The following is a 25,832-nucleotide window of genomic DNA, read 5'->3' as shown; positions in this document are numbered from 1 at the left end:
TCATTCTGTTGTAATTCTTATAGTCCTGAGGCCAGGGCTACAGACCGGGCGGGATTCGCGGCTTGGCTACGCCATGCCGTAAGCCCACCTTCCCCCGGAACATGTCCCGGAACTGTACCGGTACAGTGTAGAGCGCCGTCCGAGCGCTTGAAAAGCGGGCGAAAAGCGTCTGTTTCGAGGGGTGTCGCCTGGTCGACATAAAGATACAGAAAAGCGCCATCAATTTGCCTGCATCTTCGGCCCGCCCCCACAAACTCGGGCCGGATCGACCAAATTACGTATTTGAAACCGGGTTTTTCTGCAAAAATGCCGACCTTTTTTGTTGGTCGATTCTTTGCGCAGGTAAACCCATGACTGATCAAGTAAGCACCCTCTATGCCAAATTGCTCGGCGAGACCGCCGTCATCGAGTGGAAAGCCCTGGAGCGTTTCTGGGCCAAGGGTGACCTGATTTGGGTCGACGCCAGCCTCGACCTGATCGCCGTTGCCGAGGCGATGGCCGAGAATCGCAGCGAGATCTTCGCCAAGTGGCGTAGTGATGGCACTGTCGGGCCGGTTTCCGCCGAGCAGGCGCTCGACCTGCAAACCCGCGATCCAGAGATCTGGGCGGTGGTGGTTTCGCCGTTCATCGTGATCCAGGCGAAGAAAGCGGAATAACCACGCGCTTTTTTAGTGCGTGAAAATGCACAGGCGCCTCGCGCTGGTGCGCGTTGACGCTCACGTAAGGTGGAAACAAGTAACAGTGGCGGGGTGATTTGGCGGGGCGGTAACAGTTTACGGCATGCGTAATGGGTGGGCGGGCGATCGCTCGTAGGAGCCGGCCTTGCCGGCGAACACCGGCGCCACCGCGGCGCTTGGTTCGCCAGCAAGGCTGGCTCCTACAGGCGTGGGGCGACTCAGTAGTCCACGCGCCCGGTATGGCTGTTCAGCGAAATCACCCGGGTCTTGCCGATGCGGTGCCTGAAGATCTCGCGCAGGTACTTCACCGCCTTCTTCACGCATTCGCGCGACAGGCGAATGTCGTTGATCGACACGAAGCGGCTCTTGTCGTTGATCAGCTCGCGGTATTTCTTCTCGTACATCGGCTTGATCGCGTACCAGTTGGTGTCGAGGATCTTCGCCGGGTTCTCGAACTCGTTGAGCAAGTCGTCGATGCTGTCTTCATCGAAGTGCTCGCTGGTGATGAAGTCGAGGATGGCATTGTCCAGGGTGTCGTCGAAGCGGTACGGGGTGCGGGCGAAGCAGCGTTTGATGAACGCCACGATCAGGGTCAGGAAGTCGTCCGACAGGCACGGGCTCTTGGCGATCAGGGTGGTCAGCGACAGGTTGGCCGAAGCGCCGATCACCAGCGCGTAGCGCTTGAGCGTGGTGTTGGGGAACAGGCTGTTGAGGTGGGTCTTGAGCCGGTTCAGGTCCATGTACGACAGCTTGTAGTCCTTGGGCAGCGAGACGATCGACACCACCGACGAACAGTTCTTGAAGAAGTGCAGGTCGTGCAACGCCGCGGCGTCGTAGCCCGAGGCCTGGTACTGCTCCAGCGCGGCGCGGTAGCGGCGCGACTCGATTGGCAACAGGCTGATGCCTTCGATGGCCTGGGTCTGCTTGTTGAAGTGCGGCAGGTCGATGGAGCGGAAGAACAGGTCGTCGATATCCAGCCGTGGCTGTTCGCGCTCGAACACTTTGAACTTGTCCGAACCCTGGGCCGGGATTTCCGGCACCACCGACTCGGCGTAGGCGATGGCCACGGGGCCGGCCAGGCTCATGAACAGGTCATTGGCGTCCAGGCGGATGGTCTCGCCAATATCGATGCCGGCGCGGCGGAAGTAGTTCTGGTCGTAGTCGGTGGTCACCGCCTGGGCGGTGAGGATGTTGAAGATCTGCTGGGAGATGTACTGGTTGGCGTGCTTCTCCATCGCATTGACGTCGATGTTCTGGATCGTGCCGTCATCGCTTTCTTCGGCGTAGCGCATGATGTCGTTGGAGATCAGCATCATCGCGTTCCATGGGCGAATGCGGCCCATGACGCTGGCTTCGCTGCTGTCTTCATTGTCGAAGTTGTACGAGAAGTCCCATTCCTCCGACAGGTACTTGCACAGCAGGCGCCCGGCGTTGATGTGCAGGGCTTCGGACATTTCGCTACGGTGGTCGGAGGCGTTCGGCAGTACGCAGATGCCGCTGGTGAAGATCGGTTCGAAGACAAACGAGTGCCCGCTCTTGCCGTCGTTCTCGTCGGCCGGCTTGGTGTCGAAGGTCTTGTTCATGTACGAGTACTGCTGGGCCAGGCCGAACTCCGAGGCCATGCCCGAGCCGGTACCGCCGCCGGCGCTGAAGATATAGAAGTACAGGCGCGACTGGTTGGCCTTGATGCCGCAGGAGTCGATCAGGTACGAGTGGATCAGTTTCCAGTCGGCGCTGGAGAAACGCTGGGTATCCTTGTTGAGGATGATCTTGGCCAGGTACTGGCCGAGAATCGGCGCGTTGCCGGCGCCGCCAGCATGCACCTCGGACAGGTCCATGATCTTCATCTTGCTGTAGTCGCGCAGGAAACCGCCGCGCTCGCCCTTGCGCGAGAAGCGGATGCGCCCGGCGATGTCCTTGTCCAGGTCACCAAGCATCACCAGGGGCTCGACCAGGAACACCGGCTTGGTGCCCTTGTTCTGCACCAGGCGCAGGTTCTGGCGGATCCAGCGCGCCGGGCTGTAGCCGGTTTCGCCCTTGTGCCGGTCCTCGTTGTTGAACTCGTTGAGGAAGAACGTGCGGGCGTTGTACACCAGCTCCGCCACGTCCAGGGCGATGTTCGAGCCGCAGCGGCCCAGGCCGATCAGGCACACCGAGGGGAACTGCTGCTCCAGGCGCAGTTGGTCTTCGCTCTCGACATGCAGGTTCTGCGGGAACACCAGGTCGCGCAGGCCGTCGAGGTTGTCGAGGATGCGCTGGATGTCCTGTTCGGTGAAGTACAGGTACTGATGGGTCGGCAGGTTGCGGCTGGCAGGAAGATCTCGAGCACCACCGGCAGTCAACGACGTGGGAGTGAGCGACGACTCAGGGACCGCATTGGCAGAAGTGTTCGTAGAGGTCATAGTGCGCCATTTGCCTGGAGTGGTGGGTTCCCCGTTGGAATATGTCATCTAGCCATCACGGAGAAATTTCGCGACTTTATCAGTGCGTCTTTTTCTTGTGCGATAGGGGTTTTCCCTAGGCGTTCTAAGGTTTTCTCCTCGCACCCGCATTGCATCGTCCGTTTGTCACGCTTCTTTAATCTGGAGTCGTTCATGAATACTGCTTTGCCTTCGCTGGGGTTCGCCGGGATCGGCCTGATGGGCTTGCCGATGTGCCGTCGGCTGCTGGCGGCGGGTTACCCGCTGACCGTGTGGAACCGCAGCCCGGACAAGTGCGCCGAACTGGTCGCGGCGGGGGCGCGTCTGGCCGCGAGCCCCGAGGATCTGTGCAACGGGACGGACATGGTGTTGCTGTGCCTGGCCGACACGGCGGTGGTGCGCGAGGTGGTATTTGGCGAGGGGGGCATTGCCAGTGGTGGGCGCGGCGGCCAGTTGCTGGTGGACTTCTCCAGCCTGGAACCGACCGCCACCCGTGAAATGGCCGCCGAACTGGCGGCGCTGTGTGGCATGGCCTGGCTCGACGCGCCGGTCTCGGGCGGTACCCCAGGCGCCGAGGCCGGTACCCTGGCGATCATGGTCGGTGGCGAGGCCTCGGACCTGGAGCGGGCACGCCCGGTGCTCCTCACCCTTGGTCAGCGGGTGACGCACATGGGCGGTGTCGGCGCGGGGCAGGTGACCAAGGCCTGCAACCAGATGATCGTCGCCTGCAATGCCCTGGTGATCGCCGAGGTGGTGGCCCTCGCCGAGCAGTCAGGGGTGGATGCCAGCTTGATCGCCGAGGCATTGGCCGGTGGTTTCGCCGACTCGAAACCCTTGCAGATCCTTGCCCCGCAAATGGCCGAAAGCCGTTTCGAGCCGGTCAAGTGGCATGTGCGCACGTTGCTCAAGGACCTCGACAGCGCAGTGAAGTTTTCCCGCGAGCAGGGCTCGGCGACGCCGCTCAGTGGCCTCGCCGCGCAACTGATGCGCTTGCACGGTAGCCAGGGCCATCTGCAAAAAGATCCGGCGACCCTGGTATCGCTGTATCGCAGCAAGGGCTGAGCATGTCGTGCTGGCGGTCCAGGCGTTCGAGTACCGGCCGCAGTTCGCTCGGTGGCAACGGCCGGCTGAGCAGGTAACCCTGCAGGCAGTCACAGCCGTGGGCGGCGAGGAAAGCCTGTTGCTCCGCTGTCTCGACGCCTTCGGTGACCACTTTCAGATGCAGGGTGTGGGCCATGATGATGATCGCCTGGACGATCTCCCGATCCTTCTGGTTGCCGGGTACTTCCTGGATGAACGAGCGATCGATCTTCAGCACGTCCAGCGGCAGGCGCTTGAGATAGGCCAGGGACGAATAACCGGTGCCGAAATCATCGATCGACAGGGCCACGCCCTGGGCGCGGATGCGCTTGAGCAGCTCGATGGTGTGGTGGATGTCGCCCATCAGGGCGTTCTCGGTGACTTCCAGTTCCAGCTGCCGAGCAGCCAGGCCCGCCTGGAACAGCGCCATCTCCACTTCGCTGGCCAGCTCCTCGCGGCCCAGGGTGAGCGCCGAACAGTTGACCGTGACCTTGAGGTGGCCATAGCCATGCCGGTTGAGCTGGGCCAGGTCCTCGCAGGCGCGGCGCAGCACCCACAGGTCGAGCTCGGCGATCAGGCCGTTGGCTTCGGCGATGGGGATGAAGCGATCAGGGCTGAGCAGGCCATGTTGCGGGTGCTGCCAGCGCACCAGGGCTTCGAGCTTGCTCACTTTCCGGCTGTGCAGGTCGAAGATCGGCTGGTAGTACACGCATAACCCGCGTTCCTCGAACAGTGCCAGGCGCAGTTCTTCTTCCAGTTGCAGCTCCAGGGTGGCGCGGGTCTTCAGGCCGCTGCTGAAGAAATGCAGGCTGTTGCGCCCGCAGCCCTTGGATTGATAGAGGGCGAGGTCGGCGTTTTTCAGCAGCTCCTCGGTGCTGTGGCCGTCATCGGGGAAGATGCTGATGCCGATGCTGGTGGTCATCACCATGCGCCGCCCGGCCAGGTCGATCGGTTCCTTCATCCGTTGCATGATGCGCTGTGCCAGGTGGCGCGCCTCGTCGCGGTTGTTCAGGCTGGTGACGACACAGAACTCGTCGCCGCCGAAGCGCGACACCAGGTCATTGCCACGAGTCGCGGCCTTGATATGCCCGGCGATGACCTTGAGCAGTTCGTCACCGGCGGCATGGCCGAGGCTGTCGTTGATGCGCTTGAAGTGGTCGATGTCGAGGAACATCACCGCCAGCATGCCGTCGTTGGCGGTCTGCTCGGCCAGGCGCTCGGCGAACACCTGGTTGAAGCCACGGCGGTTGACCAGGCCGGTCAGGGCGTCGTAGTGCGCGGCCTGCTGCAAGGATACCCGGGCCTGGTCGAGCTGGCTGAGCAGCAGGTTGACCCGGCGCAGGTCGTGCTCCTTGCTTTGCAGCTTCTTGTCGGCCAGCGCGGCGCTGATGCTGCTGCCGCTGATCAGCAGGGTAATGAAGGCGATGGTCAGCGCCAGTTGCAGGTTGTTGTCGGCGGAGGGCAGGCTCAGGGCGGTTCCACCGGGAATCACCAGGGTCATCGCGGCCATGCCGGTGAAATGGGTGAGCACGATGCCGGCGGCCATCAACAGGCTGGCGCCATGTTTCATCAACAGGTGCAGGGTGCCGCTGCCCTGGCGGAAGTAGCGGGCCATCAACAGTGCCAACAGGCCGGTGGCCATGGCGATGGCGATGGACGCCAGCAGCAGCCCGGTCTGGTAGTACTGGTGGGCGCTGGTCTGCAACGCGGCCATGCCGACATAGTGCATGGTGCTGATACCCAGGCCGATCAACAGTGCCGCTTGCAGGTAATGGCCCAGACGCATCTCGCCGCGGTCGAGGCTGTTCATCGCCAGCCAGGCGGCAATCAATGCAATCAATAATGACAAGGCGGTCAGGGCGGCGTCGAAGTGGAGTTCCAGCGGGGCCTGGAAGGCCAGCAGGCTGATGAAGTGCATGGCCCAGATGCCACCGGCCAGGCAGCAGGCGCCGAGTACCCGCCATTGGCGGCGCGCCGTGGGGGCCTCGCTATGGCTCTGGCGCTCGGCCATGCCCAGGGTGGCGAAGCAGGCGGCACCGGCGACGGTGAAGGCGAGCATCACCAGGAAGGGGTTGTGTCGGCAGTCGAGGATGATTTGTCCGGTCGCCGGTAGCTCGGCGAACAATCGCAGTCCCAGCCACTCCATTGCAGGCCTCTTTGTCGAGTGAGCCCTTGTCCCCACTGAGCGCGGATGGAGACTGTTCCTGCAGGAGTATAGGAAGGGGTGCTTAAGCCTTCCTGATTAATGGCACTTTGGTCTCTATCGTTTGGATATGAGGCTAATAGCGCAGCGGTCTAAACGAGTGGCTGTTCGCCGGTAAGCCGGCTCCTACGGATATCTGTAGGAGCCGGCTTGCCGGCGAACGGGGTATCAGCCAGCCACCAGCACCCGGATGGCCTCCAGGCGCAGCGCCGCTTTTTCCAGCGCCGCCATGCCATCCTTACGCTGCTGGCGCAGGGCGTCGATCTCAGTGTCGCGCACGGTGGGGTTGACCGCCTTGAGCGCGGTCAGGCGTGCAAGCTCCTCATCCGCCTCGGCCACCAGGCGTTGCTGGGCCTGGGCGACGCGTTCCTCGTGCGTTGGCAGGACCTTGGCCTCGCCTGCGGCGATGCGCTTGGCCAGCACGTCGCGCTGGGCCTGGACGAACTTGTTGGAACTGGCCCGTGGCACGCTCTCGAGCTGGTCGTTAAGCGTTTCGAAGGCCACACGCGCCGCCAGATCGTTGCCGTTGGCGTCGAGCAGGCAACGCAGCGCCGCCGGCGGCAGGTAGCGGCCCAGTTGCAGGCTGCGTGGCGCCACCACCTCGCTGACATACAGCAGTTCGAGCAGCACGGTGCCGGGCTTGAGCGCCTTGTTCTTGATCAGCGCGACCGCGGTGTTGCCCATCGAGCCGGACAGCACCAGGTCCATGCCGCCCTGGACCATCGGGTGCTCCCAGGTGAGGAACTGCATGTCCTCGCGGGACAGGGCCTGGCCACGGTCGTAGGTGATGGTCACGCCCTCGTCGTCACCCAGTGGGAAGCTGGCATCGAGCATCTTCTCGCTGGGCTTGAGCACCAGGGCGTTCTCGGAATGGTCTTCGCTGTCGATGCCAAAGGCGTCGAACAGGGTTTCCATGTAGATCGGCAGGGCGAACTGGTCGTCCTGCTCGAGAATCGCCTCGACCAGCGCCTGACCCTCCCCAGCGCCACCGGAGTTGAGTTCCAGCAGGCGGTCGCGGCCGCTGTGCAGCTCGGCTTCGAGCTTTTCACGTTCTGTGCGGGCTTCAGCCACCAGCTTGCCCCAGGCTTTCTCGTCACCTTCGGCGAGCAGCGGCAGCAGGCGCGGGCCGAACTGGTGCTGCAGGGCGTTGCCGGTCGGGCAGGTGTTGAGGAAGGCGTTGAGGCCTTCGTGGTACCACTGGAACAGGCGCTCCTGCGGGCTGTCCTGCAGGTACGGGATGTGCAGCTGGATCGTATGTTTCTGGCCGATCCGGTCAAGACGGCCGATACGCTGTTCGAGCAGGTCCGGGTGGGCTGGCAGGTCGAACATCACCAGGTGATGGGCGAACTGGAAGTTGCGGCCTTCACTGCCGATCTCGGAGCAGATCAGCACCTGGGCGCCGAACTCTTCGTCGGCGAAGTAGGCGGCGGCGCGGTCGCGCTCGAGGATGCTCATGCCTTCATGGAACACCGTGGCTGGAATACCGGAGCGCACGCGCAGGGCGTCTTCCAGGTCCATGGCGGTCTCGGCGTGGGCACAGATCACCAGCACCTTGGTACGCTTGAGCATCTTCAGGGTGTCGATCAGCCAGTCGACCCGAGGGTCGAAGCGCCACCAGCGTTCTTCGTCGCTGGTCTCGCCCTGGGCCTGGAAGGCTACCTCTGGGTACAGCTCGGCACGTTCGCCCGAAGGCAGCTCGGCATATTGCTCCGGGTTAGCCAGGGGGTAGGGGTGCAGTTGGCGTTCCGGGAAGCCCTGGATTGCCGCCCGGGTATTGCGGAACAGCACGCGGCCGGTGCCGTGGCGGTCGAGCAGCTCGCGGATCAGGCGCGCGCTGGCCTGGCTGTCGCCATCGCTGACCGCGGCCAGCAGCGCTTCGCCTTCGGCACCGAGGAAACCCTGAATGGTGGCGTGGGCCTTGGCCGACAGGCGACCTTCGTCGAGCAGTTCCTGTACCGCTTCGGCCACCGGGCGATAGTTTTCGCTTTCGGCGCGGAACGCGGCCAGGTCATGGAAACGGTTGGGGTCGAGCAGGCGCAGGCGGGCGAAGTGGCTGTCCTGGCCGAGCTGTTCAGGGGTCGCGGTGAGCAGCAGCACGCCCGGAATGACCTGGGCCAGTTGCTCGACCAGTGCGTACTCGGGGCTGGCCTGTTCCTCGTGCCAGACCAGGTGGTGGGCCTCGTCGACCACCATCAGGTCCCAGCCGGCGGCGAACAGCGCGTCCTGGGCCTTCTCGTCGTCGACCAGCCACTCCAGGGCCACCAGCGCCAGCTGGGCATCCTCGAACGGGTTGCTGGCGTCGCTTTCGATGAAGCGTTCGGCGTCGAACAGCGCCACTTGCAGGTTGAAGCGTCGGCGCATCTCCACCAGCCACTGGTGCTGGAGGTTCTCGGGCACCAGGATCAGCACGCGGCTGGCACGGCCGGACAACAGCTGGCGATGAATGACCAGGCCTGCTTCGATGGTCTTGCCCAGGCCCACTTCGTCGGCCAGCAACACGCGCGGGGCGATGCGGTCGGCAACTTCACGGGCGATGTGCAACTGGTGGGCGATGGGTTGCGCACGCACGCCGCCCAGGCCCCACAGTGAAGAGAGCATCTGCTTGCTGTTGTGTTGCAGGGTGTTGTAGCGCAGGGAGAACCACGACAGCGGGTCGATCTGCCCGGCGAACAGGCGGTCGCTGGCCAGGCGGAACTGGATGAAGTTCGACAGCTGCGTCTCGGGCAGCGTGTGTGGCTGGTTCTGCCCGTCGATGCCGTGGTAGACCAGCAGGCCATCGACGTCCTCGACCTCGCGCACGGTCAGCTTCCAGCCCTCGAAGTGGGTGATCAGGTCGCCAGGCGAGAAGCGCACGCGGGTCAGCGGCGCATTGCGTAGCGAGTACTGGCGGGTGTCGCCCGTGGCCGGGTAGAGCACGGTCAGAAGGCGGCCATCCTGCGCCAGGATGGTCCCAAGACCGAGCTCGGCTTCGCTGTCGCTGATCCAGCGTTGCCCCGGTTGATACTGCTGCGCCATACTGCCAAAACTCCCGCGATGAAAAAGCCGGCTATGTTAACGGATCGGCTTCGCCAGACCAATGAATGTGAAGAGTCTAGCGCTTTCATCGACGAATACCGTCCCGTCACGAGGGCCACGCGCCAACATGGTTGCCAAGCACCGCTGGTTGAACGTCACCTTGGGCCTGGGCAGCCTTGCGCTGCTGGCCGCCTGTGAACAGAAAAGTTTCGAAGTGCTGCCGCCGATCCCGGTCGAGCAACTCGAAGTGCTGGGCGTGCAGACGCCGATCAAGAGCGTGCACTTCCACGACCGCGAGGGCGAGGGCCTGCTGGTGCTGAGCCGGGTCGACGGCCAGGCCACCGACCCCGATACCGAGGAAGAAGTCGACAAGGTGGTGCTCAAGGCCACCCTTTATGGCCGCAACGCTTCATCTGATGCCTTCAAGCCGCGTTGGCAGATCGAGCAGGAAACCACCTGTGCCGGCCTGGACCTGGATGTCGACTTCTACAACGACGTCAGTGACGTCACCGACCTGAACAAGGACGGCGTGGCCGAAGTGACCGTGGCCAGCCATTCCTTCTGTGGTGGCGGCATCGATCCCCACGACATCGCCATCGAGATGCGTGAAGGCCAGGCGGCCTACACGATCACGGGGCAATCGCTGATCAGCCCTCCCGGTGAAGACGCGTTCGGCGGCGAGCGCGAGGACAGCGCCTCGCTGAAGAGCGCCCCGCAGGTCTTGCGCGAGCACATGGACGCAGTCTGGCAGCAGGTCTACAAGCGGCCCTGGAGCGAAACCAGCGCGCCAGCCGACGACGACCCGGAAGACGATACCGAGTAAGCACTGGCTATACTTGACCAGGTGCGGCGCTGTGACGCGCCGCACAGCCTGGCCCGCGCGCATTCAAGGCGGCTGAGCACCGGCCGACACAGTGGCCATAGGAGACCCTGCCATGCTGCCACCGATCATCCCGCTCAGCGCCGCGCCCGTCACGTCGCAACTCGACCCGGTCAAACCGACGCCGGACATCCCCCCGGTGGTGCCCGCGCAGCCATCCTCCAGCGACGGCACCGTCGACCTCAAGCAGCACCGCGACCCTGAAGAGCAAGCACTGTTGCTGCGCGAGGAGCAGCGCCGCCAGCAACAGCGGCGCAAGCAGGGTGAGGCGGAGCGCTTCGAAGCCGTGCCGGGCGATGAACTCAACGCCGACAATACCGTGCCGGTAGCGCCCATGGGCGAACGCACGCGCCAGGGGTTGCTGGTGGATATCGAGGTCTGACCCGTCCACGCCTAGCCAGCGGCGCGATCTGCCTGCATCATTGAGGCCTCTGCTGTCCGTCGAGCCCGCCATGAGCCAAGACAACCTGATCGACTTCGGCGCCGAACGCGCCAAACGCATCCACGACCTCAATGACAAGCGCCTGAACGACATGCGCCAGGCCTTCGAGCAGGCCATGCCGCTGGCGGCCAAGAAGAAAAAGCCCAAGGGCAAACCCAAGAAGCGCTGAAACTTGATGCAGGTCAACCCTGCGCCCGCCTCCCGTGCCCGGTTCCGGGCACCATTGACCCCGGTCAATTTCCCCCCTCCCGCCATTGGTTACCTTGCACCCATCGGATGACGGCACACCAAGGGAGGGGCCGACATGTTCTTCGACAACGTGGTTATCGCGGGTGTGGTAACGGTCGGGCTGATGTTGGCGTTCTTCGCCGGTCTGGGAATTTTCATCTGGAAGGATTCGAACAAGCGCAAGCAGCGCTGATCCTTCCCGATTCACGAGCACGCAAGGCATTTAGGGCGACTTCGGTCGCCCATTTTTTTTGCCTGGAATTTTGTACGCGTTGGGGGTAGGAGCGGATTCATCCGCGATGCGCCGCTGCGCGGCGCTCGATGTTCCAGGCGCAGCAACGCGCTTCGCTCAACAAGATGATTAGCTAGCTAATTAATGCTTTCCACTTTATCCTCTCTCCCGTTGTCTATCGTTCTTTCTACACCCCAATCCCCCGCAAGGTCCGATTCGTGCCCATCACCTTCCAGGCCCTGTTCGCACCCAGCAGCCTCGCCCTCAAGTTCGCCCTGAAGACCTTGCTCGGCGGCGGCCTGGCATTGTGGCTGGCGCTGCGCTGGGGGCTGGAACAGCCCGCCTGGGCCTTGATGACCGCGTTCATCGTGGCCCAGCCGCTGTCGGGCATGGTGGTGCAGAAAGGCCTTGCCCGATTGGCCGGGACGCTGGTCGGCACCTTCATGTCGGTGGTGTTCATCGGCCTGTTCGCGCAAACGCCCTGGCTGTTCCTGCTCACCCTGGCGCTATGGCTGGCACTGTGCACTGCGGCCTCCACCCAGTTGCGCAGCGCCTGGGCCTATGCCTTCGTACTGGCCGGCTACACCGCGGCGATCATCGCCCTGCCGGCGATCGACCACCCGCTGCAGGTGTTTGACCAGGCCGTGGCCCGCTGCACCGAGATCAGCCTGGGGATCTGTTGCGCCACCGCCAGCAGTGCCCTGGTCTGGCCCATGCGGGTGGAACAGCAACTCGCCGGCCAGGCGCGCCAGGCCTGGCAGAACGGTTTGCAGGCGGCCAGTGCCATGCTCGCCGGTGAAGACGAGGCGCGCAAAGGGTTGCTGGAGACCCTCGGGCGCATTGTCGCCATCGACGCCCAGCGCGAACACGCCTGGTTCGAAGGCAGTCGCGGCCGGCAGCGGGCCCGGGCGATCCAGGGCCTGAGCCAGAAACTCATGGTGCTGTTGCGCCTGTCGCGCTCGGTGCGCCGGCAATGGCGCCAGCTCGACGAGGCCGAAGCCCGGCACCTGTTGCCCTGGCTGGACGAGGTCCGCGCCCAGCTGGCCTCGCCCAGCCAGCCCAGCCTGCTGGTGCTGCGCCAGCGCCTCTGGGACGCGGCCCACGACGAACGGATAAGCTCCGCCGAGCACTACTGCCTGGCACGCCTGACCCTGCTGCTGGACTACGCCATGGCCGCCAGCCAGGCCCTCGACGATGTGGAGCAGGGCAGGGCGCCGAAGGAAGTCGCGCAGAGCCTGGCCGCCCACCGCGACCTGTCGTTGGCGCTGTTGTTCGGATCGCGCAGTGCCCTGGCGTTCCTGGTGATGAGCAGCTTCTGGTTGGCTACCGCCTGGCCTTCCGCACCCGGTGGCCTAGTGTTGACCTGCGTGGTCTGCAGCCTGTTCGCCAGCCGTGAGAACGGCGCGCAGATCGGCTTGAGCTTCCTGCGTGGCATCCTGCTGGCGATCCCGGCGGCGTTCCTGGTCGGGCAGATCCTGCTGCCGCAATGGAGCAGCTTCGCCATGCTTTGCCTGGGCATGGGCGTGCCACTGTTCTTCGGCGCCCTGGGCATGGCCCATCCGCGTATCGGCGCCACCGCCACCTCCTACTGCCTGCACTTCATCGTGCTGGTGGCGCCGCTCAACGCCATGCATTTCGACGTGGCAAGCATGCTCAATAGTGCCCAGGCCATGCTGGTGGGGGTGGGCGCCGCAGTGCTGGCTTTCCGCCTGGTGGTGCTGCGCCATCCGGCCTGGCTGGGGCGGCGCCTGCGGGCGGCCACCCAAGGTGACCTGGTGCGACTGACCCGGCGCGATCTGCGCGGTGCCGACAGCTGGTTTGGCGGGCGCATGGCCGATCGCCTCATGCAGTTGGCGCGGCATGCCAGCGAACTGCCTGAGGCTGAGCGCAAGCGCTGGGATGATGGCCTGCATGGCCTGGACATTGGCGACGAACTGGTGCACCTGCGCCTGTGCCTGGCCGTGGCCAATGCCCCCCTGGGCAGCGCCGAGCGCCAGTATCTGCAACAGCTGGAAGCGGTGCTCGCCAGCGGCCCGGCACCTGGCCGCGGCCAGCGCCTGGATGCCGCCAGCGAACAGTTCATCGAAGCCCTGCGTCGCCAGCCGCCCAGCGATCCGCTGCGTCTGGCCGAGGGGGCGGTGTTGCAATTGCGCAAGAGCTGGGGCAAATGGTGCCGCTGGCAGGAGGATACCCATGGGGTTGCGTGAGTGGGCGCTGGGCGGCGTGCTGCTCAGTCCGTTTCTGGTCTACGTGTTGATGGCGCTGTTGCTCACCGGCGTGCTGCGCCTGGTGGTCCAGGCCACGCCCATGGGGCGCTGGATCTGGCATGAAGCGTTGTTCGACGCGGCGTTGTTCGTCTGTGTCCTGTACCTTGTGGTACGTCTGCTGGGCCCAATGTAAGGAGTCGTTCGATGCGTACAGCCGTACGTACCCTGGTCACCCTGTGCGTGGTGATCCTCGCCGTGTTCGCCGGCTACCAGCTCTGGCAGTACTACATGCTCACGCCCTGGACCCGGGATGCGCGGGTGCGTGCCGACGTGGTGGTGATCGCCCCCGATGTGTCGGGCTGGGTCAGCGCGCTCAAGGTCCGTGACAACCAGCAGGTCAAGGCCGGTGACCTGCTGATGACCATCGACCGCGAGCGTTTCCAGGCTGCCTTCGAGCAGGCCAGCGCCGTGGTCGAGACCCGCACCCAGCAACTGCGTCTGCGTGATCGCGAAGCGGCGCGGCGCACGGCGCTGGGGACCGAGGCGATCAGTGCCGAGCTGCGCGAGAACGCCCAGATCAACGCCGCCGTTGCCCGCGGCGAACTGCACGAAGCCGAGGCGCAGTTGCAGGTGGCCAGGATTAACCTGGCCCGCAGCGAAGTGCGCGCCCCGCGTGGCGGGCATATCACCAACCTGCGCCTGGCCGAGGGCAACTTCGTCAATACCGGGCAGGCGGTGATGGCGCTGGTGGACGATGCCACGTTCTATATCCAGGCCTATTTCGAGGAAACCAAGCTGCCGCGGATTCGCGTTGGCGATACGGTGAACGTGTGGTTGATGGGCGCGGGCGAGTCGATGCGGGGGCATGTGGAAAGCATCAGCCGCGGGATCACCGACCGTAACTCGACACCCGACGGGCAGTTGCTGCCGGAGGTGGAGCCGACGTTCAACTGGGTGCGGCTGGCGCAGCGGATTCCGGTGCGTATCCGGTTGGACCAGATCCCCGAGGGGGTGAGCCTGAGCGCGGGGATGACAGCCAGCGTGCAGGTGCATGAAGATCAGTCTGAACGCTGAGTCGGACGGCCCATCGCGGGGCAAGCCCAACAGTCTTGCAGGTCGCCTGCCGCTGTAGGAGCGGCCTTGTGCCGCGAAAGGGCTGCGTAGCAGCCCCAGGATTTCAGAATTTAGCAAAGATTGCCGGGGCCGCTTTGCGGCCCTTTCGCGGCACAAGACCGCTCCTACAGGTATCGCGCAAGGCTTGAAGTTAGCGCGATCAGGGTGGGAGCGGTGACTGTCCTCAAGGCTGCTGCGCGGTGGCCGCCAGCACGATTTCGCGAATGCACACCTGTTGCGGCTGCTGGTAGGCCCACAGGATTGCCCCGGCCACATCCTCGGCGCTCAGCACCACGCCGCCCATGTCGTTGGCTTTCCACGCCTCGTAGCCGCGCTTGATGTCTTCGTCGGTGGTGTGCCCGAGCAACTCGGTCTCCACCGCACCGGGGGCGATGGTCACCACGCGCACGTTGTGCAGCGCCAGTTCCTCGCGCAGGTTCTCCGACAAGCCATGCACGGCGAACTTGCTGCCGACATAGGCTACATGGTTGGGGAAGGTCTTGCGCCCGGCCACGGAGCTGACATTGATCAGCGTGCCATGGCGCCGCTCGATCATGCCGCCAAGCAGCGCATGCACGCCATTGAGCAGGCCCTTCACGTTGATGTCGAACATCCGCTCCCACTGCTCCGGATCCTGCTCGCCCATCTGTCCGAGCAGCATCACCCCGGCATTGTTCACCAGCGCGTCGGCCGGCCCATGCAGGGATTCGGCTTCCTTCACGGCCGCCACCAGCGCGGCGCGATCACGGATGTCCACCGCACGGCACAGGGCATTGGGCAGCGCCAGGGCTTCCAGGCGCTCCAGGCGTCGGGCTATCAGCAGCAAGGGATGGCCCGCTGCGGAAAACAGGCGGGCGGTGGCGGCGCCGATACCGGAGCTGGCACCGGTGACGATGATCAGTGGTTTGTTCATGGGGGCCTCCAAGGCATAATCGCTTTCGATGGCGGGGATTCTAGATAGCGCTCCTGCCCATGAAAAACGGCTTATTTCTCTGGCTGGCATCGGTTCTATCTATGGATATCCGTCACCTCAAGGCGTTCATCGCGGTATTCGAGGAACGCAACATCACTGTAGCCGCCCAACGCCTGTGCGTGGCCCAACCAACCTTGTCGGTGACTATTCGCCAGTTGGAGGACGACCTGGGCGCCGAACTGTTCCTGCGCCAGGCCCGTGGCGTCGAAGTCAGCGAGCAGGCCCGCGAACTCTACCCCCTGGCCTGCCGCATGGTGGCCGAAGCCGACGCATTGCGCCTGCGTTTTCGCCAGGGGCAGGAACGGGTGCCCTTGACCTTGGGCATCGAGGCGGATATCGCTCCGGCCCAACTCGAGGCATGTCTACGCCTGGCCAGCCAGGCCGTGGCCGGGTTGCAGTTGACCTTGCTCGAGGGGTGCGACGGTGACGCGCGGCTGGCCGATGAGGCCCAGCGTTGCGAGGACGAACTGTTCCTGCCGCTGTGGGAAGAGGCCTTTGTCCTGGCGATGGCCACGGGCAGCCAGGCGGACGGACGCTGGATCACCTGCCCGCAGCACCCCTCGCACCAGCGGTTGATGAGCCTCTATGACGAGGGGGAGCAGGTCGGGCAGGCCGGCTCGCTGCAGCAGGCCCTGATCATGGTCGCGGCTGGCCTGGGGGCGGCGTGGCTTCCCCAGTCACTGGTCGAACGGCATCCCGGGGTCTACTGGCAACCTGCTCCGGGGTTGGCGTTGCGCCGCCGGATCGGTCTGTGCCTGACCACCCAGGCCCTGGCGCTGCCGGCGTTGGCCAGTTTGCACCAGGCACTCATGGGGTCTTGACCGATCAGAGGAACATGCCGCCGGAGACCTCCAGGCGCTGCCCGGTGATCCAGCCATTGCCCTCTTCCAGCAACAAAGCGACGGCCGCGCCGATGTCATCGGGCAGCCCTACCCGCCCGAGTGCGGTGTTCCCGGCGATGAAGTCGTTGACTTGCGCGTTGTCACGCACCACGCCACCGCCGAAGTCGGTCTCGATGGCTCCCGGCGCAAGAATGTTCACGCGGATGCCGCGTGGGCCCAACTCCTTGGCCTGGTAGCGGGTCAGCACTTCCATCGCGCCCTTCATCGCCGCATAGGCGGCATAGCCGGGCAGGGCGAAGCGGGTCAGGCCGGTGGAAATATTGACGATGCGACCACCGTCGGCAATCAAGGGCAACAGGCGTTGGGTCAGGAAGAATGGACCCTTGAGCTGGATATTCAGCAACTGGTCGAACTGCGCCTCGCTGGTTTCGCTGAACGGCGCATTCAGGCCGATGCCGGCGTTGTTCACCAGGAAGTCCAGCTGACGGCGAGCAAACTGCTGCTCGAGGGTGGCCCCCAGGTGCTTGATGAAGGTGGCGAAGCTGGCACTGTCGCTGACGTCCAGCTGCAACATGGCCGCGCGCACGCCAGCCTGTTCCAGCCTTGCGGCCACGGCCTGGGCTTCGTCGGCCTTGCTGTGGTAGGTGCCGATGATATCGATGCCGCGGGCGGCGAGGTGTTCGGCGGCATTGCGGCCCAGGCCGCGGCTGGCGCCAGTGATCAAGGCGATCTTGCGAGTCATTGCGGTGACCTCGTGGTAGGACGGTGGCTGTTGGCGACAGGTTATTGATCGGCTAGGTGCTGTTAAATCCAGGGAATCCGGAAATACTGTTCGTAAATTCTGGACAACTGGAACCTTCGATGAACAAGTTGGAGCTTTTGCGCACCTTCGTGAGGGTCTGCGAACTGTGCAGTTTCACCCAGGCTGGCGAAAGCCTCGGGCTGCCGCGCTCGACTGTCTCCGAGCAGGTGCGGGCGCTGGAGAACCTGCTCGGCACCCGCCTGTTCAATCGCACGACCCGCCGCGTGCAGGTGACCCAGGATGGCGCGTTGTTGTACGAGCGCGGCAAGGACCTGCTGTCGGGCATGGACGAGATCGAAAGCCTGTTCCGCGCCGACGATGCCGAGCTGGCCGGGCGCCTGCGCATCGACCTGCCGACCATGATGGCGCGGCGGGTCATCGTGCCGGCCCTGCCAGGGTTTCTCGAGCGTTTCCCGCGCCTGGAGGTGGAAATCAGCTGCACCGACCGCCAGGTCGACCTGCTGCGCGAGGGGTTCGATTGTGTGATGCGGATCGGCGCCCTGGGCGACCTGGACGTGGTGGCTCGCCCGGTTGGCCGCCTGAGCATGTGCAATTGCGCCAGTCCCGCGTACCTGGAGCGCCACGGTATGCCGCGAAACCTGTCGGACCTCGCCGACCATCGCCTGGTCCATTACGTGCGCACGTTGGGGGCCCGCAGCCCGGGTTTCGAGTACGAGCAGGACGGCGAACGGCGTTTCCAGGCCATGGGCGGCGTGGTCACGGTCAACAACGCCGAGGCTTACTCCGCAGCCAGCCTGGCCGGCCTTGGCTTGATCCAGGTGCCGCTGGTCGGGGTGGATGAACACTTGCGCCGGGGCGAGCTGGTGTCGGTGCTCGAGCCCTGGCAGGCGCCAGCGATGCCGGTTTCGCTGCTGTACGCCCGGCAACGCCATGTGCCGCGGCGGGTCCAGGCCTTCATGAACTGGCTGGCGGTGTTGCTGGAGCCCCAGGTCGATTCAGTGGCAGGCGCAAGCTGAACAAGGTCCCGCCCTGCACGCTGGACGCCACTTCCATATGCCCGCCGTGGGCCAGGGCGATCTGGCTGGCAATGTACAAGCCCAATCCCAGGCCTTGCTGCGGTGTGTCGGACATCGGGCGAGTGAAAGGCTGGAACAGCAGCGGCAAGGTCTGGGCCGGGATCGGCGTGCCTTGGTTGTGCACGCTGAGGTTGAAGGTGCGGGCCTCGATGCTGGCGCGCACGGTCACCGGACTGTCTGGCGCGCCATGGGCCAGGGCGTTGGCAATCAGGTTCGACAGCAGTTGCGTGATCCGCTCGCGGTCGCAGTAAAGCCCATCGATTTCGCCGACCTGCAGGTCGATGCGCCGTTGCGGGTGCACCCGCTGCAACTCCGAGGCGACATGGCTCAGGGCCTCGCGCAGGTCGTGGCAGGGTTGCAGGTTGAGTGCGATGCCGGCGCCAAGACGCCCACGGGCGAAGTCCAGGACATCGCGCACAAGCTGGGTGGCACGTTGGCCGCAGGTCAGGATGTGCTGGGCGATCAGCAGCTGTTTTTCGTCCTGCAGGCGCTGGCTCAGCAGTTCGGCGCCGGCGGTGATGGCGAACAGTGGGTTGCGCAGGTCGTGCCCCAGCACGGCGATGAACTGTTCACGCACTTCGGCCATGGCCCGCTCTTTCTGGAGGGCTTGCTCGGTGCGTTGAGCGTTCTCCTCGCTCTCGATCTGGATCGCCAGCAGGCGTGCGAAGGATTCCATCATTGGCTGGATGGCCGTGCCTTTGAGTGCGGTGGGGTTGGGGTCAAGGGCGCAGATGGTGCCGAAGAAGCTGCCGTCGGTGCGTAGCACCGGCACCGAGATATAGCTCTCGAAGCGGTAGTGGCGTGGTGTGTGGTGCCGGCAGTACTGCTCGTCCTCGCTGGCTTTGTCGATCACGATGGTCTGGCGGGTGCTGCGGATTTCGTGGCACAGCGTGGTGGTCACGTCGAGTTCGCCGCCCACGTCCAGGCCAAAGCCCAGGGTGTCGAGCACGGCGCAGGCCGTCCAGCTGTTCTCGGTCACCCGCGCCACCGCGGCAAAGCGCAGGCCGGTGGTCTCGCAGATCACCTGGAGAATGGCGGGCACCGCATTGATACGGCCGATGATGGCGATGTCGGTGTTGACGGCCTGGGTCATGAAAGGTCCGGAGTTGATGCTGGTAAAAGGGGCCATGATCCAGTTTAGCGGGCTTGTGAAAAGCGAATGAAAAACCTTGGCGAACAGTCTCGCAGTTGCGTTAGGCTGGCACTTGCGCGTTGCCCGCCAGAGGCGACCGCCCAAGCCCGGCGTGCGTCACTTCCGAATTTCTTTGCGAGGTTACGTCATGGCCATCACGTCCCAGGACATCTGCAACGCTGCCGACCAGCTCAAGGGTTTCGTCGGTTTCCACGGCAAGCGTGGCACTCATATCGTGCGTTTTTCCGAAGACTCGTTTGGCCTGGATGTGGCCGACGACAGCATCACTCCGTGCAGCGAATTCGTCTGGCGCGCCGAGGGCGACCTGCGCATGGCCCTGTGTCGCGAGCGCCTGGCGCTGCTGTTCGGCCAGCATGTGGACGACCGCCTGAACATCCGCGAGCCATTGCGCATCTACCTGCGGCGTACCGACCTGCCGGAAATCGTTGCCGAGCGCAGCCCCATCGCCAGGTAGGCGCCGTTGCCTCAGGAGACACCCTGGCGCACGTCCCGCGCCGACAACAGCGCTTCGAAGCCTTCACGGTCCACCGGCCTGCTCAGGTAGTACCCCTGCACTTCGTGGCAATTCTCCTTGCCCAGTGCCTGGAGCTGCTGCTCGGTCTCCACCCCCTCGGCGGTGACGGTCAGGCCCATGGCCTGGCCGAGGTTGATGATGGCCTGAACCACCGCCTTGTCATTACCGCTCTGGCTGTTCAGCCCGGCGATGAAGCGCTTGTCGATCTTGATGCTGTCGAACGGGTAGGTGCGCAGGTAGCCCAGTGACGAATAGCCGGTACCGAAATCATCCATGTTCAGGCGCACGCCCAGCTCCTTGAGCGCGAGCATGGTGCCCAGGGCACCTTCGATATCGTTGAGCATGACGTTCTCGGTGATCTCAAGCTCCAGGCGCTGGGCTGGGAAGCCTGTTTCCAGCAACACCTGGCGTACATCGGCGACCACGTCGCTGCGGGAGAACTGCGCGGGTGAAAGGTTGACCGACACCAGCAATTCTTCTGGCCAGTCGCGGGCATTGCGGCAGGCCTCTGCCAGCACCCAGCGACCCAGGGGCACGATCAGGTCGCTCTGCTCGGCCAACGGGATGAAAGTGTCCGGCCCCAGCAGCCCCTCCTGCGGGTGCTGCCAGCGCAGCAAGGCCTCGACCGAGACGATGTGCAGGTCGTCCAGGCGATAGCGCGGTTGGTAGTGGAGCACGAACTCGTGTTGCTTGATGGCTCGGCGCAGGTCGTTTTCCAACTGGCGACGGTACTGGATCTGCTGGTTCATCTCCGACGAGAAGTAGCGCCAGGTGTTCTTGCCGTCGGCCTTGGCTTGATAGAGGGCGATATCGGCGCAGCGGATCAGTTCGCCGGCATCGTAGCCCTGGACCCGAGTCTGGGCGACACCGATGCTGGCGCCGATATGCAACTGATGCTCCTCGTAGCTGATCGGTTGCTGCAGCAGGTCGAGCAGGCGGGCGCAGAAGCGGTCGATCTCGGTGCGGGTGTCCAGGCCGTGCAGCACCACGACAAATTCGTCGCCGCCCAGGCGGGCGACCAGGTCATCGTCGCGGGTGGTATCGCGCAGGCGGTTGGCGACTTCCTGCAGCACCGCGTCGCCAGCAGGGTGGCCGAGGGAGTCGTTGATTGGCTTGAAGCTGTCCAGGTCGAGCAGCAGCAAGGTCAGTGGTGGCGAGTCGCTGCCACGCAGCAGCGCCTGCTCCAGATGGCGCGACAGTTTGTTGCGGTTGGCAAGGCCGGTCAGGGCATCGTGCATCGACAGGTGCTGGATACGGGCATGGGCGGCGACCTCGTCGGTGATGTCGCTGGCGGTGCCGCGGAACCCGGCGAGCTTGCCATCGAACACGATCGAACGCGCCGAGACGCGGCAATAGCGATTCTGCCCGGTGGCATCGTCGTAGTTGCAGCGCAAGTTGGCCAGTTGTTGCGCATCGCTGTCGGCCTGGCTGTCCAGCCAGGGCAGCAAGGGCGTGGTGTCACAGGCCAGCAACTGGTTGAGTGGCTGCCCCAGCCAGTGCTCGACCGGGTAGCCGGTGACTTTGACGAAGCGTTGCGACAGGTACGTCAGCCGATGGTGCCGGTCGGTTTCCCAGATCCAGTCGGACGCCGCCTCGGCGACGGCCCGGAACCGCTGTTCGCTGGCCTCCAGGGCCTGGTTGCTTTGCTGCAGGCGCAGCAGGCTCTGGTCGATGGCGTGGGAACTGCGCAAAGCGTGACGGAACAGATAGACCAGCACCAAACCCATGATCAGCAGCACGCCAAGCAAGGGCGGCAGCACCGCCCAAAGCAGCTGGCGGCCTGGCTGGGGGCTATCCCAGGCCAGGTGGTAGCCGGTTTCGCCCAGGTCGATGTGCGGCTGCCCGGGTGCCTCACCGACATTCTTTTCCAGGCGCATCCTGGCCAGTCCCGCGCCTTCGCCCAGGCGGGCGAGCTTGGCTTCGGTCAACTGGTCGATGAACAGCATCACGGGCGCCTGACTGACTTCGCCCTCGGTCACTTCTTTGTCGGGCCGTATTGCCGCAGCGCTGAGCACCGCTGGCCAGCCGTTGAAACGAATGAAGTGAGTGACCTGTTCACGTGCCGGAGCGGCCTGGCGCGCCTCGGCGATCAGCGGAGCCGGTGCGATATCGAGGTAGGCGCCGACAGGCGAGTGGGTGGGTTTGCCCTTGAACAGCGCATAAGTGGTGGCGGTGTCTTCGGCCACGAACACGCCTTCGTAGCCGCTGGCGCTGTAAAGCGATTCGCCGACATTCTTCTCGTCATAGGCCCATTGCCAGTCGACCTTGCCAACCAAGTGTTCGTAGGCGGCATCCCAGACGGCATAGCTGGAAAGAAACTGACGCGAGGCCAGCAACCGTTGCTCCAGCGCCTGGGTGGCGTGGAAGGTACTGCGCTCGCGCTCCTGCCGGTCGAGGGTGGCGGCGATGTTGAACAAGGCGCCCAGGGCTATCAGGCAAGCCAGGCCGAACACGGCACAGAAACCACTGACCAGGCGACGCATCTGCAGCCGCGAGGTGGGTGTGGAGGGTGAAAGGTCGGCGTTCCTGTCCATGTACGGGCGACTCCTTCGACAGCCTTCTTCCGCCCGAGCCTGGGGGAAGATTCACTCAGGATAGGCCAGCCTGAGCGCCGTGACGCCGCCGCGGGCGAAATTGACCTGATCTCGCCCCTGGTGTTTGGCCGCGTACAGCGCCCGGTCGGCCTCCGCCAGCCAATGCTCCGGGGTGGGCAGGCCTGGGTGGAATGCCGCCAGGCCGATGCTCAAGCTGATGCGCAGGTCCGGCAGTTGCGGGTTGCGGTAGTCACCCACGCGTTCGCGCAGGCGTTCCATGGCCTGGCAAGCGTGGGCTTCTTGCGTGCCGGGGAGGATCACGCAGAACTCGTCGCCACCGTAGCGCCCGGCCAGGTCGTCATCGCGCAGGCTGCGCTTGAGTTCCTGGCTGAGTTGGCGCAGCACGCAGTCGCCGACCACATGGCCGTAGGTGTCGTTGATGGTCTTGAAATGGTCGATATCGATCAGGGCGATGACCGCCGGCAGTTGCTGCTGCTGGCAGATCTGGAACTTGAGCAGCAGCAGGTCCTTCCACGAACCATGGTTGAGCAGGCCGGTGAGGCTGTCGGTGCGGCTCAGGGCGCTCAGGCGGCGTTTGTGCTCGGAGAGCTTGATTGCCAGCTGGTAGCACACCCAGCCCAGGGCCAGCGGGTAGAGCGTGAGCATGGGCAGGCAGGCGAACACCTGCAACTGCGTGGCCTGTGGCTGATAACCGCTGCCCAGCAGGGCGCTGGCCAGCAGCATGCCGCAGGCCTGGGCAAGCAGGCCGCGCAGCAGCAGACGCTTGCCACCGGCGGCGACGTTGTTCATGGTCATCATCGACAGGATGGTGACAGTGGGCAGCGGATTGAAATGCATGGCCGCGGTCCAGAAACCGCCCATGAACGAATCGATCAGCAGGTTGCGCTGTTCGGCCTGGTAGGGGGTGGCCGAGCGCAGTGCCCATTGAAAGGCCACGTGCGGCCACGCCAGGCCGTTGAACAACAACAGCACCCAGGCCCAGTGCGGCATCGCCAGCGGTGCGACGGCGGCCATCACACAGAACAGGCCGATGCCCAGGCCGATGATCCGCGGCAGATAGATGCGCCTGACGAAAGAAAGCCCCTTGCCGCTGCGGTTGTCGATCATGGTTGTCGTTCTTCTGTGAGGCGCCGTTTATCGCATAAGTCGTGTGAATATTGTTGAACAATCGTTCATCGGCGAAAAATGACCTTGCAAGCCAATTCACGGTAGATCCGACCCCTGTGGAGTAACATGAAGGCTTTCCTCTTGCTCGGAGTGTTCCTGCTCATGGTCCCCATGGCTACCCCTGCCGGCGAGTCGGCACCGCATCGGGATGGACGTTTTCACAACCAGGTCGCGTTGCCCAAGGATGGCGTGCTCAAGAAGCTGCGCATCGGCTTCAAGTACCTGGTACTGCGCAAACCGCCCGAAACCCGCCCGGGTTCGGCGCTGAGCCTGCAGCCCATGACCCGCCAGCAGGTGCTCGACGCCCCGGACCATAGCCTTTGGCGCCTGGGGCACTCCACCGTATTGCTCAAGTTGCGCGGCCGCTTCTTCATTACCGACCCGGTGTTCGCCGAACGCGCCTCGCCGGTGCAGTGGGCCGGGCCCTTGCGTTTCCATGCGCCGCCATTGGCGCTCGATGACCTGCCGCCGCTGGCGGCGGTCATTCTTTCCCATGACCATTTCGACCACCTCGACGAACAGGCCATTCGCCGCCTGGCGCCTCGCACCGACCATTTCCTCGCGCCGCTGGGCGTGGGCGAGCTGCTGGTCGAATGGGGAGTGCCGCCCGCCAAAGTTCGGCAGTTGGACTGGTGGCAGGAGACCGAGGTCGAGGGCGTGCGCTTCGTGGCCACCCCGGCGCAGCATTTTTCCGGGCGTGGACTGTTCGACAGCAATCGTCGACTGTGGGCGTCCTGGGTAATGATTGACGAAGACCTGCGGCTATTCTTCAGTGGCGATACCGGATATTTCGCGGGCTTCCGGGAAATCGGCGAGCGCTATGGGCCGTTCGACCTGACCCTGATCGAAACCGGTGCCTATAACGTGGCCTGGCCAAGCGTGCACATGCAGCCGGAGCAAAGCCTGCAGGCGCATCTGGATTTGCGTGGGCGTTGGCTGCTGCCCATCCATAACGGCACGTTCGATCTCTCTATCCACAGCTGGCAGGAGCCTTTCGAGCGTATCCTCGCCTTGGCCAATGCCGGGCAGGTGCAACTGAGCACACCCCAGATGGGGGAGCGGGTCAGCCTCGACTCCCCCCATCCAGGGCAGAACTGGTGGCGGCCATGGCCTTTACCGCAGCAGGGCAGGGCGGCTGAACGGGCAATCGCGGTACGCTAGCTGTCCGTTCTCGATGGTTTTGCATCCTTTAACAGCTTCGAGGGCGGCTTGCCGCTGTCACTGCGTACCTGGGCGTGGCTGATCAGGGCGAAGATGAAACTACCACCCATGATGTTGCCGGCCAGGGTGGGCAGGGCGAAGTCCAGCCAGAATGCGCGCCAGGTCTGCTCGCCGGCCCAGACCAGGTAGGACACCTCTACCGAGCCCACTACTATATGAGTGAAATCGCCCAGGGCCATCAGGTAGGTGATCATCAGGATGATCCAGATCTTGGCGTGCTCCATGGACGGGATCATCCAGACCATGGTCGCGATCATCCAGCCCGAGACGATGCCTTTGGCGAACATCTGGAAACTGTTGTTCTCCATCACCTTGCGCCCCACTTCCAGGAACGCGGCATCGGTCTTGCCATCGAAGATCGGCAGCTCGAGCATTACCCAGGCTACCAGCAGCGTGCCCGCCAGGTTCCCCAGCAGGACGATGCTCCATAGGCGCAACAAGCGCCCAAGGTTGGCCAGGGTGGGGGTGGTCATAACTGGCAGGACGGCGGTCAGGGTGTTTTCGGTGAACAATTGCTGGCGGGCCAGGATGACCGCGAGAAAGCCGGCGGCATAACCCAGGCTGGCGATCACCTGGGCGTTGTCACCTTCCGGCAGGCGCGCATAGAACAGTCCCATGGCCATCAGTGACAGGCCCATGGTCAGGCCGGCCGCCAGCGCCGACCACCAAAGGGCGGCAAGGGTACGTTCCAGTTCCTGATCGCCCTGGTAACGGATGATCTCGTGCAGCACCGCCGCCCTGGGTGGCTGGTTCTGGCTGACTTCCTGCTCCTCATCCGCCGACAGCCCTGGGGTCTTTTCACTTTGTGCATCGCTCATGGCCCTGGTGCTCCGCTTGGGTGTTTCTCTACAGAGCAGAGGCTGTGGCGAATAGTTGCCAGGCGGCCGCCAAGCGGTGATTTAAAGTTTTTTAGATCAAGGTGTTGACTCTGAATTCAAACCGCGTATTATTCGCCTCCTCGCAGCGTTGAACGCAACGAGGCAAGCGGTAAGTTGTTGAGGTTGAAGGTGTTTTTAAATAAACGGCTTCGAAAAACTTCGAAAATAACGCTTGACACGAAATGAGGTTAGC

22 protein-coding genes are annotated in these 25,832 nt (G+C 64.1%); 13 read left to right on the top strand and 9 right to left on the bottom strand.

Annotated elements, in window-relative coordinates:
- Positions 1–350: 350 nt before the first annotated feature.
- Complete coding sequence (locus P5705_RS22310) at positions 351–656, top strand: DUF2288 domain-containing protein (protein WP_277463034.1); 306 nt, start codon at positions 351–353, stop codon at positions 654–656.
- Positions 657–895: 239 nt separating this feature from the next.
- Here P5705_RS22310 and P5705_RS22305 read toward each other — a convergent pair whose 3' ends face one another.
- A complete protein-coding gene (locus P5705_RS22305) occupies positions 896–3,079 on the bottom strand; it encodes a hypothetical protein (RefSeq protein WP_213659880.1) in 2,184 nt (727 codons plus the stop codon).
- Positions 3,080–3,271: 192 nt separating this feature from the next.
- Between P5705_RS22305 and P5705_RS22300 the strand changes: the two genes are divergently transcribed.
- Positions 3,272–4,159, top strand: a complete 888-nt coding sequence (locus tag P5705_RS22300; RefSeq protein WP_277463032.1) for an NAD(P)-dependent oxidoreductase — start codon at positions 3,272–3,274, stop codon at positions 4,157–4,159.
- Here the strand turns inward: P5705_RS22300 and P5705_RS22295 are convergent.
- Together P5705_RS22295 and rapA are read right to left on the bottom strand one after the other, a co-directional pair.
- Positions 4,059–6,323 carry a putative bifunctional diguanylate cyclase/phosphodiesterase gene (locus P5705_RS22295; protein ID WP_277463031.1) on the bottom strand — a complete coding sequence of 755 codons (2,265 nt, stop codon included), beginning with the start codon at positions 6,321–6,323 and terminating at the stop codon, positions 4,059–4,061. The genes P5705_RS22300 and P5705_RS22295 overlap by 101 nt on opposite strands.
- 225 nt (positions 6,324–6,548) lie before the next feature.
- Positions 6,549–9,395 carry an RNA polymerase-associated protein RapA gene (gene rapA / locus P5705_RS22290; protein ID WP_277463030.1) on the bottom strand — a complete coding sequence of 949 codons (2,847 nt, stop codon included), beginning with the start codon at positions 9,393–9,395 and terminating at the stop codon, positions 6,549–6,551.
- A 127-nt stretch (positions 9,396–9,522) separates the two neighbouring features.
- On the opposite strand from rapA, the gene P5705_RS22285 reads away from it, so the two are divergent.
- The 7 genes from P5705_RS22285 to P5705_RS22255 all read left to right on the top strand — a co-directional run bounded on the left by P5705_RS22285 (position 9,523) and on the right by P5705_RS22255 (position 14,458).
- The gene (locus P5705_RS22285) at positions 9,523–10,218 is read left to right on the top strand and encodes a M949_RS01915 family surface polysaccharide biosynthesis protein (RefSeq protein WP_011532601.1); all 696 of its coding nucleotides are present in this window, start codon (positions 9,523–9,525) and stop codon (positions 10,216–10,218) included.
- Positions 10,219–10,330: 112 nt separating this feature from the next.
- On the top strand, positions 10,331–10,657 hold the full coding sequence (locus P5705_RS22280; RefSeq protein WP_277463029.1) for an aspartate-semialdehyde dehydrogenase: 327 nt from the start codon (positions 10,331–10,333) through the stop codon (positions 10,655–10,657).
- Positions 10,658–10,727: 70 nt separating this feature from the next.
- On the top strand, positions 10,728–10,886 hold the full coding sequence (locus P5705_RS22275) for a hypothetical protein (protein ID WP_248918991.1): 159 nt from the start codon (positions 10,728–10,730) through the stop codon (positions 10,884–10,886).
- Between the two features lie 135 nt (positions 10,887–11,021).
- Positions 11,022–11,138, top strand: a complete 117-nt coding sequence (ccoM, locus tag P5705_RS22270; protein WP_011532604.1) for a cytochrome c oxidase subunit CcoM — start codon at positions 11,022–11,024, stop codon at positions 11,136–11,138.
- 257 nt (positions 11,139–11,395) lie between these two features.
- Entirely contained in the window at positions 11,396–13,384 is a 1,989-nt protein-coding gene (locus P5705_RS22265) for an FUSC family protein (RefSeq protein WP_277463028.1), read from the top strand.
- Complete coding sequence (locus P5705_RS22260; RefSeq protein ID WP_277463027.1) at positions 13,371–13,577, top strand: DUF1656 domain-containing protein; 207 nt, start codon at positions 13,371–13,373, stop codon at positions 13,575–13,577. The genes P5705_RS22265 and P5705_RS22260 overlap by 14 nt, the downstream gene beginning before the upstream one ends.
- 11 nt (positions 13,578–13,588) lie before the next feature.
- Positions 13,589–14,458, top strand: coding sequence for an efflux RND transporter periplasmic adaptor subunit (locus P5705_RS22255; RefSeq protein ID WP_277463026.1), 870 nt, complete (start codon positions 13,589–13,591; stop codon positions 14,456–14,458).
- Positions 14,459–14,681: 223 nt separating this feature from the next.
- On the opposite strand, the gene P5705_RS22250 is transcribed toward P5705_RS22255, so the two are convergent.
- Complete coding sequence (locus tag P5705_RS22250) at positions 14,682–15,410, bottom strand: SDR family oxidoreductase (protein WP_277463025.1); 729 nt, start codon at positions 15,408–15,410, stop codon at positions 14,682–14,684.
- A gap of 101 nt (positions 15,411–15,511) precedes the next feature.
- Here P5705_RS22250 and P5705_RS22245 point away from each other — a divergent pair, with 101 nt between their 5' ends.
- Entirely contained in the window at positions 15,512–16,291 is a 780-nt protein-coding gene (locus tag P5705_RS22245) for a LysR family transcriptional regulator (protein WP_277463024.1), read from the top strand.
- Between the two features lie 4 nt (positions 16,292–16,295).
- Here the strand turns inward: P5705_RS22245 and P5705_RS22240 are convergent, their stop codons facing one another.
- Complete coding sequence (locus tag P5705_RS22240) at positions 16,296–17,054, bottom strand: SDR family NAD(P)-dependent oxidoreductase (RefSeq protein WP_277463023.1); 759 nt, start codon at positions 17,052–17,054, stop codon at positions 16,296–16,298.
- A 119-nt stretch (positions 17,055–17,173) separates the two neighbouring features.
- Between P5705_RS22240 and P5705_RS22235 the strand changes: the two genes are divergently transcribed.
- Positions 17,174–18,091 carry a LysR family transcriptional regulator gene (locus P5705_RS22235; protein WP_277463022.1) on the top strand — a complete coding sequence of 306 codons (918 nt, stop codon included), beginning with the start codon at positions 17,174–17,176 and terminating at the stop codon, positions 18,089–18,091.
- On the opposite strand, the gene P5705_RS22230 is transcribed toward P5705_RS22235, so the two are convergent.
- Positions 18,030–19,244, bottom strand: coding sequence for a GAF domain-containing sensor histidine kinase (locus P5705_RS22230; protein ID WP_277463021.1), 1,215 nt, complete (start codon positions 19,242–19,244; stop codon positions 18,030–18,032). The genes P5705_RS22235 and P5705_RS22230 overlap by 62 nt on opposite strands.
- A 187-nt stretch (positions 19,245–19,431) precedes the next feature.
- Here P5705_RS22230 and P5705_RS22225 point away from each other — a divergent pair, with 187 nt between their 5' ends.
- Positions 19,432–19,758 carry a DUF2025 family protein gene (locus P5705_RS22225; protein WP_277463020.1) on the top strand — a complete coding sequence of 109 codons (327 nt, stop codon included), beginning with the start codon at positions 19,432–19,434 and terminating at the stop codon, positions 19,756–19,758.
- 11 nt (positions 19,759–19,769) lie between these two features.
- On the opposite strand, the gene P5705_RS22220 is transcribed toward P5705_RS22225, so the two are convergent.
- Together P5705_RS22220 and P5705_RS22215 are read right to left on the bottom strand one after the other, a co-directional pair.
- Complete coding sequence (locus P5705_RS22220) at positions 19,770–22,352, bottom strand: bifunctional diguanylate cyclase/phosphodiesterase (RefSeq protein WP_277463019.1); 2,583 nt, start codon at positions 22,350–22,352, stop codon at positions 19,770–19,772.
- 51 nt (positions 22,353–22,403) lie between these two features.
- Positions 22,404–23,480 (bottom strand): diguanylate cyclase, encoded by a 1,077-nt coding sequence (locus tag P5705_RS22215; RefSeq protein WP_277463018.1) that lies wholly within the window; start codon positions 23,478–23,480, stop codon positions 22,404–22,406.
- A 126-nt stretch (positions 23,481–23,606) separates the two neighbouring features.
- On the opposite strand from P5705_RS22215, the gene P5705_RS22210 reads away from it, so the two are divergent.
- Positions 23,607–24,701 carry an MBL fold metallo-hydrolase gene (locus P5705_RS22210; protein ID WP_277463016.1) on the top strand — a complete coding sequence of 365 codons (1,095 nt, stop codon included), beginning with the start codon at positions 23,607–23,609 and terminating at the stop codon, positions 24,699–24,701.
- Here the strand turns inward: P5705_RS22210 and P5705_RS22205 are convergent.
- Entirely contained in the window at positions 24,698–25,579 is an 882-nt protein-coding gene (locus tag P5705_RS22205) for a formate/nitrite transporter family protein (RefSeq protein ID WP_277463015.1), read from the bottom strand. The genes P5705_RS22210 and P5705_RS22205 overlap by 4 nt on opposite strands.
- Positions 25,580–25,832 lie beyond the last annotated feature (253 nt).

It is taken from the genome of Pseudomonas entomophila, assembly GCF_029478665.1.
GTDB classification, from domain to species: domain Bacteria; phylum Pseudomonadota; class Gammaproteobacteria; order Pseudomonadales; family Pseudomonadaceae; genus Aquipseudomonas; species Aquipseudomonas entomophila_F.
Note: the sequence above shows the minus strand (reverse complement) of the source record. Positions and strands in the feature narration are given on the sequence as shown.

What these genes read in the sequence shown, in the direction of transcription:
- P5705_RS22220 (WP_277463019.1), bottom strand. Translation starts at nt 22,352, where the DNA reads ATGGACAGGAACGCCGACCTTTCACCCTCCACACCCACCTCGCGGCTG.
- P5705_RS22255 (WP_277463026.1), top strand. Translation starts at nt 13,589, where the DNA reads ATGCGTACAGCCGTACGTACCCTGGTCACCCTGTGCGTGGTGATCCTC.
- P5705_RS22205 (WP_277463015.1), bottom strand. Translation starts at nt 25,579, where the DNA reads ATGAGCGATGCACAAAGTGAAAAGACCCCAGGGCTGTCGGCGGATGAG.
- ccoM (WP_011532604.1), top strand. Translation starts at nt 11,022, where the DNA reads ATGTTCTTCGACAACGTGGTTATCGCGGGTGTGGTAACGGTCGGGCTG.
- P5705_RS22235 (WP_277463022.1), top strand. Translation starts at nt 17,174, where the DNA reads ATGAACAAGTTGGAGCTTTTGCGCACCTTCGTGAGGGTCTGCGAACTG.
- P5705_RS22240 (WP_277463023.1), bottom strand. Translation starts at nt 17,054, where the DNA reads ATGACTCGCAAGATCGCCTTGATCACTGGCGCCAGCCGCGGCCTGGGC.
- rapA (WP_277463030.1), bottom strand. Translation starts at nt 9,395, where the DNA reads ATGGCGCAGCAGTATCAACCGGGGCAACGCTGGATCAGCGACAGCGAA.
- P5705_RS22275 (WP_248918991.1), top strand. Translation starts at nt 10,728, where the DNA reads ATGAGCCAAGACAACCTGATCGACTTCGGCGCCGAACGCGCCAAACGC.
- P5705_RS22310 (WP_277463034.1), top strand. Translation starts at nt 351, where the DNA reads ATGACTGATCAAGTAAGCACCCTCTATGCCAAATTGCTCGGCGAGACC.
- P5705_RS22225 (WP_277463020.1), top strand. Translation starts at nt 19,432, where the DNA reads ATGGCCATCACGTCCCAGGACATCTGCAACGCTGCCGACCAGCTCAAG.
- P5705_RS22210 (WP_277463016.1), top strand. Translation starts at nt 23,607, where the DNA reads ATGAAGGCTTTCCTCTTGCTCGGAGTGTTCCTGCTCATGGTCCCCATG.
- P5705_RS22215 (WP_277463018.1), bottom strand. Translation starts at nt 23,480, where the DNA reads ATGATCGACAACCGCAGCGGCAAGGGGCTTTCTTTCGTCAGGCGCATC.
- P5705_RS22280 (WP_277463029.1), top strand. Translation starts at nt 10,331, where the DNA reads ATGCTGCCACCGATCATCCCGCTCAGCGCCGCGCCCGTCACGTCGCAA.
- P5705_RS22230 (WP_277463021.1), bottom strand. Translation starts at nt 19,244, where the DNA reads ATGACCCAGGCCGTCAACACCGACATCGCCATCATCGGCCGTATCAAT.
- P5705_RS22260 (WP_277463027.1), top strand. Translation starts at nt 13,371, where the DNA reads ATGGGGTTGCGTGAGTGGGCGCTGGGCGGCGTGCTGCTCAGTCCGTTT.
- P5705_RS22305 (WP_213659880.1), bottom strand. Translation starts at nt 3,079, where the DNA reads ATGACCTCTACGAACACTTCTGCCAATGCGGTCCCTGAGTCGTCGCTC.
- P5705_RS22245 (WP_277463024.1), top strand. Translation starts at nt 15,512, where the DNA reads ATGGATATCCGTCACCTCAAGGCGTTCATCGCGGTATTCGAGGAACGC.
- P5705_RS22285 (WP_011532601.1), top strand. Translation starts at nt 9,523, where the DNA reads ATGGTTGCCAAGCACCGCTGGTTGAACGTCACCTTGGGCCTGGGCAGC.
- P5705_RS22295 (WP_277463031.1), bottom strand. Translation starts at nt 6,323, where the DNA reads ATGGAGTGGCTGGGACTGCGATTGTTCGCCGAGCTACCGGCGACCGGA.
- P5705_RS22300 (WP_277463032.1), top strand. Translation starts at nt 3,272, where the DNA reads ATGAATACTGCTTTGCCTTCGCTGGGGTTCGCCGGGATCGGCCTGATG.
- P5705_RS22250 (WP_277463025.1), bottom strand. Translation starts at nt 15,410, where the DNA reads ATGAACAAACCACTGATCATCGTCACCGGTGCCAGCTCCGGTATCGGC.